Source organism: Cyanobium sp. T1G-Tous, assembly GCF_024345455.1.
Lineage (GTDB): Bacteria > Cyanobacteriota > Cyanobacteriia > PCC-6307 > Cyanobiaceae > Cyanobium_A.
The window spans coordinates 61,748-70,047 of record NZ_JAGQBD010000014.1; the positions used below are offsets into that span (position 1 = coordinate 61,748).

Here is an 8,300-nt window from a genome sequence, read left to right on the forward strand (position 1 = left end):
CCTAATCCAGCGTGAGTGCAGCCCTCACCGTTGCCGACAGCAAGCGGGAGTTTCACCGCGCCTTCCCCCACGTGATCGCACCGCTCTATCGCCGCATGGTGGATGAGCTGCTTGTGGAACTGCACCTGCTCAGCCGTCAAACCGGCTTTCGCAGTGATGCCCTGTTTGCCTGCGGTCTGATCCAGGTGTTCGACAGTTTTGCCAGGGGCTATCGCCCTGAGGGCCAGCGCCTACCCCTGCTCCAAGCCCTTTGCAGCGCTTCCGGCTTCGATGCCGACCAGTTGCGCCAGCAGCGAGACAGCGCCATGGCTGCCATGGGCAGCCACAGCGTCGAGCAGGTGAAGCAGTGGATCGAACAGGAGGGCTCGGGCGCACCCGAACCTCTTGCGACAGCTCTTGCTGGCATCCGCCGCCCCGATTTCCACTATTCCCGTTTGATGGCCGTAGGCCTGCTGAGCCTGCTTGAGCAGGCCCAAGGCGCAGATGCCTTGGATGCCTCCGCCCTACGCAGCTATGCCCACGATCTGGGCGGCGCCATGGGCTTGCTGCGCGAGCGACTCGACAAGGACCTGAGCCTCTACGCCACCAACCTCGAGAAAATGGCCCAGGCCGTTGAGCTAATGGCGGAAACCGTTGCGGCTGAACGCCGTAAACGCGAGCGGCAGCAACAGGAAGCCACAGAGGCCCCTACCGAGATTGCAGCTGAAGCCGCCCCGTCAGCTGGCTGAGGGCTGAACCAGGAGCAGCTGGCACTGCCGTCAGGCTGAGCTGGCTAGCCAACTGGACGGGCTTGGGCAATTCAGGCGGCAGCAAGCCCCGCTCTGCAAGCGCTGCAGGCCGCAGCCGCAACTGCATCGAAGCGCCAAGGCCGGGCTGGCTCAGCACAGGCGTTGCTGCTACTGAAGTAGCCGAGGGTGGTTCGGGTCCTAGGAAGAGCAGCAGGTGGGGGCTGCTCGAACCAGCCAGCACCCAGCGCCAACCTCCCACGACTCGCCCATCCTGCTGGCGCCAGAGCGTCGCGGCTAAGGCCTTTGAGCCAGATTGCGTCACCTCGAGCCCCTGGGTCTCGAGCGGTTCCACCAGCCCGGCGAGCATCTGGTTCCAGGGACGCCGATCCCCGAAGACCGCCAACTGCAGCTCCAGACCCGTCTGAAAGGGGCCCTGGGCCAGCTGGCGCAGTCGCAAGACAAAGGGCACACGACGCAACATGGTGATTTGGGCATCACCGATGCCGTAGCGAGCCGCCAGCGGTTCCCGGATCAGCTCGCGGCTCAGCAGCCCCTGCAATAAGCCCTCAAGGCCAGGACCGCGCCACTCCAGCAGCAACTCTGAGGGCAGGGGAGGAGGCACAACTGCTGGCGCCGCACGACCTGGGGCGGCCAGCAGGCCGCTGGCAGCAGCTGCTTCTCCAGCGAGCCCTAGGTTGGCGCCTTCGAGCTCGAGACTCAAACATCCCTCCTGGAAGCGTTGCAGCAAAGGGGCTGCAGGGCCGGCCATCACGCCAAGGCCAAGGGGGGCCCAGAAAACCGCTTGCTCCTGCTGCAAGCGCTGCAGGCAGCGCTGCTCCAGACCGCGGCGCTGACGTTGGGCCAAGTTGAGCTGGTCTTGCAGTAGCCGCTTGGCAAGGGGATCGGCTGCCACGACCACGAGGTCATCAACCCGAATTCCATGGGGAGGCAGGGGGCTTGCTGCTTGAAACTGATAGGCCAAAAAGGCGCCACCATCGCCATCGCGCCCCCAGAACTGCCACCAGAAGCGGCGCTGCTGACGCCAAATCCGACGCGCCTGAGCAGCGCCGAGGCGCTGGCTCCACAGGGCTGGCACCGGTCGCTCCGGGGCGGCCGGAAAGCTCTGCAGCAGGGCGGCCTGGCCCATCAGCCGCTCCAGCCCCTCGGCCCGGGGCCGGGGGGATCGCAGCAGCAAGCCAGCCGGAAGCAGTAGCAACAGAACCGTCAGGGTGAGGGTCCAGCGCAAGCGGGTCACGCCACAGCTCCGTAGAGGGTGGTGCGGCGCCGTACCGGACGGCCAAGCCGCTGGGCAGCCGCCTCAAGCGCCTGGGGGGACTGGCGGGTGCCGCCGCTGGCACCCGCCATCGTGGTGATGTGCTCCTCCATCAAGGTGCCGCCCAGGTCATTGCAGCCCCAGCGCAGGGCCTCGGTGGCGCCTGCGAGGGTGAGCTTCACCCAGCTGGGCTGATGGAAACGAAACCAGGGCCCCAGCAACAGCCGGGCTTGGGCCGTGAGCCGCAACATCGCTGCAAGGTCGGGCTGGTCCCGTTGCACCCGGGAGCGCAGGGCAGCTGGCGCCGAGGCGCCCACAAACGGCAGCAGCACAAACTCAGTGAAACCCTGGCGCTGATGCTGCCAGGCGTAGCGCTGCAGCGCCACCAGGGTCAGCAGGTGAGCCACCACGTCTGCCGGAGACTCGATGTGGCCTGCCATCAGGGTGCTGGTGGCTGGCAAGCCGTGCTGGTGCACCTGAAGCATCACCGCCACCCACTCCCGGGCCGTGAGTTTCTCCGGACAGAGCACCTGCCGCACCGGCTCACTGAGCACCTCTGCCGCCTTACCCGGCACCGATCCCAGGCCAGCCGCTTGCAGCCGCGCCAGCACATGATCGAGGGGCAGCCCGTCGTGCTGGGCGAAATAAAGCAGCTCCTGGGGCGAAAAGGCATGCAGGTGCAACCCCGGTGCTGCCTGCTGCAACAGACCAAGCAACCGTTCGGCATAGGCCAGCTGACTGCCTGCCACCGTGGCAGCTGGGTTGAGTCCGCCCTGGATACAGAGCTCGGTGGCTCCAGCCTCAAGTGCCTCGGCGGCTTTTTGCTGCAGGTCTGCTTCGCTAAGCCAGTAGGCACCTGGGTCGCCAGCATCGCGGCGGAAGGCGCAGAAGCTGCAGTGCTTGATGCAGTGGTTTGAAACGTTGAGGTTGCGGTTCACCACGTAGGTGACGATGTTGCCCGCTAGTTTTTGGCGCAGGCCGTCTGCAGCGCGGCGTAGCAATTCATCCTGCTCGGTATCAGCGCTGCGGCTCAGCAGGCTCAGACCGAGGGAGGCAAGCAAGGCCGGATCCCAGCTGCCCGGGTCGTGCTTATCGGTATCACTACCGAGCGGCAGCTTGGGCTGGGCCGCGTCAATGGCCGCAACTAAGTCTTCTAGGGCGAGGGCCTCTAGGTCGAGAGGCTCTAAGTCGAGGGCTACCGAAGGGCTAAAGGGCTCAGCTGGGGGTGGCATCAGCAGCTCTGCTGCGCTCTGCCAGGCCCAATCGGCTAAGCCAGCAGGAGTGGGGGAGGGTGGCGAAGAGCCAGCGGCGCTCACTTGCGGCGCTTGGTTTCAAGGGCGTTGCGACGGCGACGATCACTCCACTCGATGATGGAGAGATAGATCACGCCTCCGCTGACAAACACCAGCAGCAATACCGCGATAGCGGAAAGCACCTGGGAGGCGGAGAGGTTCAGCTCAGGCACAGAGGATCGTCAAAGCCAGATCAGAACTTGATGCTGTTGTCGCCGTGACGACCCCAGACCACCATGGCGATGGAAAAGCTGAACAGAGCAGCCAAGGAGGCCCAACCCGCAGAGATCAACATGGTGCAGCTTGCAGTCGTTGAAGGCACTTTACCTAGGCTGGAGCCCTAAAGGTGTTCGTCGTTGCAGTCCGTGGTTGTGGTCCTTTCCTCCGCCAGCCCCGTTCAGGAGCGACAGCGGCTGCGCCAGCCCTACCCCGATTTCAAGGTGGTGGTGCTTGACGACGACTTCAACACCTTTCAGCACGTGGTGGAAACACTGGTGCGCATCATTCCCGCCATGCTCACTGATAAGGCCTGGGAGCTGGCCCACCGCATCGATGGGGAGGGTTCGGCGGTGGTGTGGTGCGGCCCCCAGGAACAGGCTGAGCTCTACCACCAGCAGCTGGGAGCAGCCGGCCTGACCATGGCTCCTTTGGAGCGGGCCTGATGGGTCGGGTGGTCATCACCCACAGCACCTACGTGGAGGGGCTGATTCCGCTGCTCAAGCAACTTGCGCTCTGCCCCGGCATCGACACCGTCACCCCGGCGGTGATCAGCCGCGTGCGTGGCCGCAGCAGCCAGATGCGGCTGCGGGTTTCAGCTCCCATTACCGGGGGGCACAAGCTCGTCGCCCGCCGCGGCAGCAGCGTGCAGGAGGTGTTTGTAGTCACCGGCTGGAGCCGCGAGCAACTGCAGCAGTGCCTAGATCGCTTGCTGGGTCAGACACCACCCAACAGCAACTCACCGGAGGGTGAACGCTCGTAGGACGCCGCTGCCTGAAAGCGGGCAAAGGCGCCTCCTTCCCGAAACCAGGGCTCAATTTCAAGAATGAGCCCAGCCGGCTGCAGCTGCCAGCGCTCCTGAAGGTAGGCGGCATATTCCTCAGGGGTGCTCTGGGCGGCCTGCCAATGCACCACCGCGAAGCTCAAGGCACTTACCCGCACGGTGCCCCCTTCGGATTCCTGAATCTCTTCTTCGAACAGGAAGGTGCGGAAGCGATCCTGGGCGTCGCGTCCCTCGAGGCAGTATTTGCGCAAGTAGAGCTCCCGAGCGCGAGGAAAAACCGGCCCTGGGGCGAGGGCCAGAAGGGCTTCAAAGGCCTGCTGAAAGGACTCCATCGAGGCTGGCGGCCGAATCCGACCATGGCAGTAACTAGGTCCAGAATGGCCCCTGATCCCCACCGTTGTCGCCACCCCACCATGCCGATCTCCCCCCAGCAGCTCAATGGGGCCATGGCCTGGCGCTACGCCACCAAGGTGTTTGACCCCAGTCGCCGCATTGACGACACCACCTGGGCGGCCCTGGAGGATGCCCTAGTGCAGAGCCCATCGAGCTATGGCCTGCAGCCCTGGAAATTTCTGGAGATAAACGACCCCGCCCTGCGCCAGCAGCTGCGCCCCGAGTCGTGGAACCAGAGCCAGATCACAGACTGCTCCCATCTGGTGGTGTTCCTGGTGCAACGCCAGATCGGCGCCGCCGAAGCCGATCGCCTAATCGAGACGATGGCAGCCGTTCGCGGCCTCGATTCCGCCGCCCTGGCCACCTACCGCCAGATGATCGACGTCGACCTGATCAATGGGCCCCGCAGCCAGCAGATCGACCGCTGGGCCAGCAATCAGGTGTACATCGCCCTGGGCACCTTCATGACAGCTGCTGCCCTGCTGGAAGTGGACACCTGTGCCATCGAAGGTTTCGATCCCCTCGCCTATGACCGCATTCTCAACTTGGCAGACTCGCCCTACCGCAGCTGTGTGGTGTGTGCGGCTGGCTATCGCGACAGCAGCGATAAGTACGCCTCGCTGGCGAAGGTTCGCTATGCGGCTGCAGAACTGATCGAGAGGCGTTGATTTGAAGGGGGTGGACCGCCGTGCCGTTTTGCCCCAGTGTTCGACCTGGTAGAACCAGAAGAGGGTCAAGGACGGGGCGCCGTTTCCGGCTACGAGGCCGGTTTACGTTGCTTCCGCTGCAGACCCCCATGTCGAAAAGGGAGTCAGATCAGAAAACTGTAAAAGGCAGTCACCAACAAGGCAGTCCTCTGGAAGTGTAGACCGATTACTGGTTTTGCGGGGGCAGGGGCCAGATGGATCGGACCCGCTCTAAAAGCTGCTCCGCCTGGCCAGCCCGTTCCTCAGCTGTGACCCCGGGCAGCAGCAGGGTGACGTGACCAAGCTTGCGTCCGGGGCTGGAGCCCTGCTTGCCATACCAGTGCACCGTGGCCTCCGGTATGGCAGCTAGATCGTCCCGCTGAGCCTGGTAGTCGGGTTCCGAACTTTCAAAGCCCAACAGATTCACCATCAGTGCCCCCGGCACCTGCAGGTCGACAGACCCCATAGGCAGGCCAGCGACGATCCGCACCTGCTGCTCGAACTGGCTGGTATGGGCTGCCTCGATCGTGAAATGGCCGGAATTGTGGGTGCGGGGGGCGATTTCATTGACCTGCAGACCGCCCGGGCCATAAAAAAGCTCAATGGAGATCACGCCCACGTAATTGATCGCCGTGAGCAGGGAAGCGGCGATATTGCGGGCATAGGCCTGCACCGCATGGGGCACTGAGGCCGGCGCAATCACCCAGTCGCATACCTGCTGGTGCTGGTGGGTCTGCACCAAGGAGTAACACCGCACGTTGCCAGCCCGGTCGCGGCAGGCGAGCTGGGAGAGCTCCTGCTCAAAATTGACAAACTCCTCAAGAATCCAGTCGCCTAGGGGCACCCTTGCCAGCAGGGCCGTGAGATCTTCAGGGCAGCGCAACACGGCTGTCCCCTTGCCGTCGTAGCCGCCGGTGGAGGCCTTGGCCATCAATGGGTAATTGAAGCCTTCAGGCAACAGGCCACTGGTGGGCAGATCGCACCAGCGCGGGCAAGGCAGGCCCAGACCCTGCAGCAACTGCCGCTGGCCCCGCTTACTGATTAGGGGAGCGAGGGCCTCCAGGCTTGGCAGAAAGACGACTCCGTCAAAACTGAGCGGCGCCAGGGCCGGCAGATCTACCCATTCGTTTTCAAAGGTGATGGCGCCACTGCGGCGCGCCAGCTCCCGGGTGGCCGCCACATCGTCGAGTTCAGCCAGCACCACACTGCTGGCAAGGGCAGTGGCGGGATCCTGTGCCCCTGGTGTCAAAACATGCAGGGGCACATTGAGCTTGCGGGCAGCGGCGGCAAGCATCAAGGCCAATTGGCCGCCACCAACTACACCGATAGCAACTGGCTCAGTCACAGGGTTGGCACCAGCCACGGATCTTGGAACTCGCCGCGTGCAGGGTATGGATCAGGACGCCCCGTTGAACTCGTACCAGGCCACAAGCAGCTGATAGGCAGCATTGCGGCGGACCCAAAGCCTGGAGTCACCACCCTGATCTGGATGCCAATCCATCACGTTACGGCGCCAGGTAGCGCGCACGTCCTGCCAGCCGCTTCCGGGTAGTACTCCCAGCTCTTCGCAAGCCTCTCGGTAGCAACTTAGGAAGGCGTCGAAACCGGTAGCTGCTGTTGGGGTGGCTGCCCCAAAGGAGGGGGCGCCATGCTCCAAACGGTCCACCACTTCCTGGGCCTGCTTGCTGGCCTGTACCGCCGCCGCCAGCTGCTGGCGGGCCGTATCCATCTGAGCCGCCAGGGTGCCGGCCAGCTTCTCCACCTGGCGTTGGGCTTGCTGGGCAGTGGCCAGGGCCTCGGCCCGCCCCTGCCCAGTGCTGGCCACAGCAGCATCGAGGCTGGCCGTAGCCCGGCTGCAGCTCTGCTGGGCCTGCTGAATTTGCTGGTCCATCGTTGCCATCTGACTGGACACATCTGCAGCGACAGCCTGGGTATCGGCCTGGGCAGCCTGAGCTGAGCTGATCGCCCGGGATGCTTCGCTGCGCAATCGGGCCAGCTCGGCCTCCTGGTTGCCGCGGAGTCGATCTAGAGCCGACTGGGCCTGGCTTGCCTCGCTGCGTAGCTGGGCCAGCTGCTGCTCCTGACTGGCAATCAACCCATCGAGCTGACGCCGAGCCGCTGCCAGTTGATCATTGAAGCCACCGGCGAAAGCATCCAGCTGGCCCTCCACCAACTGGACGGCCGCCAAAGCACCGCCGGTGTCGGCTGTTTGGGTAACCAGATCGCGGCGCAGGTTGGCCTCTAATTGAACCCGAGCCTGCTGGGCTGCAGAGAGCTCAGCCTGCAACGCCCTAATTTTTGCGGCCGCCTGGGCTGCGGTTCGGTCCTGTTCGCCGTGGAGCGACTCCAACGCTGCTAGTGCCGCCGCCGCCTCGGCGCGGGCCTGGGCCAGCTGCTGGCTGGCTCCCTCGTCAACACTGGCTAGGGCGGCCTGGGCTGATTGGGTGGTGCGCTGCGACTGCTCTAGCGCCCGGCTGACCTGGGGACGCATCACCACTGGCTGCACGCTCGCCCTGCTCCGGGCGGCGACCCCAGCCTTGGGGGAGCGCAACAACACCACGCCAAAAGCGGAAAACACCAGTGGCGAAACCAGCACCCAGTAGGTGTCGTTGCTGATCTCCTGGTTGCCCTCGCGGGCGGCCTGCTGGCCGCGCATCAGGATCAGCAGAAACAGCACCACGCCCAGCCCAAGGCTGAACAGGCCCACCAACTGGCGTTCGCTGAGGCTGGAGCGGGGTCTGCCACCGGAGGAAGCCATAGCCGTCATTTCAGGCGGATGAACCCTAGGCAGGCTTCCGGGACTGGTCTAGGGAGACTCTGGAGAACCAGTGCCATTCGCGGGACAATGGCCCTGTAATCGCTGACCAGGACTGAGGTAATGGGTGGCAAGCAGCTCGGCTTCTCTGATTACGAGCTCACCACCGCCAA

11 protein-coding genes and 1 other RNA gene are annotated in these 8,300 nt (G+C 64.4%); 4 read left to right on the plus strand and 8 right to left on the minus strand.

Annotated features, from left to right (window positions below):
- Window positions 1-11: 11 nt before the first annotated feature.
- Entirely contained in the window at window positions 12-728 is a 717-nt protein-coding gene (gene psb29, locus KBY75_RS09575; RefSeq protein ID WP_255023742.1) for a photosystem II biogenesis protein Psp29, read from the plus strand.
- Here the strand turns inward: psb29 and KBY75_RS09580 are convergent.
- From KBY75_RS09580 to petN, 4 genes are all read right to left on the minus strand, one after another.
- Entirely contained in the window at window positions 688-1,983 is a 1,296-nt protein-coding gene (locus tag KBY75_RS09580) for a hypothetical protein (RefSeq protein ID WP_255023743.1), read from the minus strand. The genes psb29 and KBY75_RS09580 overlap by 41 nt on opposite strands.
- Entirely contained in the window at window positions 1,980-3,233 is a 1,254-nt protein-coding gene (locus tag KBY75_RS09585; protein WP_261347443.1) for a CofH family radical SAM protein, read from the minus strand. Before KBY75_RS09585 ends, KBY75_RS09580 begins: the two co-directional genes overlap by 4 nt.
- An 80-nt stretch (window positions 3,234-3,313) precedes the next feature.
- Complete coding sequence (locus tag KBY75_RS09590) at window positions 3,314-3,436, minus strand: hypothetical protein (RefSeq protein WP_255023745.1); 123 nt, start codon at window positions 3,434-3,436, stop codon at window positions 3,314-3,316.
- 50 nt (window positions 3,437-3,486) lie between these two features.
- A complete protein-coding gene (gene petN / locus KBY75_RS09595; RefSeq protein ID WP_106501620.1) occupies window positions 3,487-3,588 on the minus strand; it encodes a cytochrome b6-f complex subunit PetN in 102 nt (33 codons plus the stop codon).
- 70 nt (window positions 3,589-3,658) lie between these two features.
- On the opposite strand from petN, the gene clpS reads away from it, so the two are divergent.
- Window positions 3,659-3,955, plus strand: coding sequence for an ATP-dependent Clp protease adapter ClpS (clpS, locus tag KBY75_RS09600; protein WP_396098169.1), 297 nt, complete (start codon window positions 3,659-3,661; stop codon window positions 3,953-3,955).
- Window positions 3,955-4,272: a DUF2103 domain-containing protein gene (locus KBY75_RS09605; protein ID WP_106501619.1), complete on the plus strand. Its 318-nt coding sequence runs from the start codon at window positions 3,955-3,957 to the stop codon at window positions 4,270-4,272. Before clpS ends, KBY75_RS09605 begins: the two co-directional genes overlap by 1 nt.
- Here the strand turns inward: KBY75_RS09605 and KBY75_RS09610 are convergent.
- On the minus strand, window positions 4,227-4,625 hold the full coding sequence (locus tag KBY75_RS09610) for a hypothetical protein (RefSeq protein WP_255023747.1): 399 nt from the start codon (window positions 4,623-4,625) through the stop codon (window positions 4,227-4,229). The two genes, KBY75_RS09605 and KBY75_RS09610, sit on opposite strands and share 46 nt — an antisense overlap.
- A gap of 81 nt (window positions 4,626-4,706) precedes the next feature.
- Between KBY75_RS09610 and KBY75_RS09615 the strand changes: the two genes are divergently transcribed.
- The gene (locus tag KBY75_RS09615) at window positions 4,707-5,354 is read left to right on the plus strand and encodes an NAD(P)H-dependent oxidoreductase (protein WP_255023748.1); all 648 of its coding nucleotides are present in this window, start codon (window positions 4,707-4,709) and stop codon (window positions 5,352-5,354) included.
- Window positions 5,355-5,362: 8 nt separating this feature from the next.
- On the opposite strand, the gene ssrS is transcribed toward KBY75_RS09615, so the two are convergent.
- The 3 genes from ssrS to KBY75_RS09630 all read right to left on the minus strand — a co-directional run bounded on the left by ssrS (window position 5,363) and on the right by KBY75_RS09630 (window position 8,139).
- A non-coding RNA gene (ssrS, locus tag KBY75_RS09620) (6S RNA) lies at window positions 5,363-5,544 on the minus strand.
- A gap of 15 nt (window positions 5,545-5,559) precedes the next feature.
- Window positions 5,560-6,717, minus strand: coding sequence for a 5-(carboxyamino)imidazole ribonucleotide synthase (locus tag KBY75_RS09625; protein ID WP_255023749.1), 1,158 nt, complete (start codon window positions 6,715-6,717; stop codon window positions 5,560-5,562).
- Window positions 6,718-6,768: 51 nt separating this feature from the next.
- Window positions 6,769-8,139 (minus strand): hypothetical protein, encoded by a 1,371-nt coding sequence (locus tag KBY75_RS09630; RefSeq protein WP_255023750.1) that lies wholly within the window; start codon window positions 8,137-8,139, stop codon window positions 6,769-6,771.
- Window positions 8,140-8,300 lie beyond the last annotated feature (161 nt).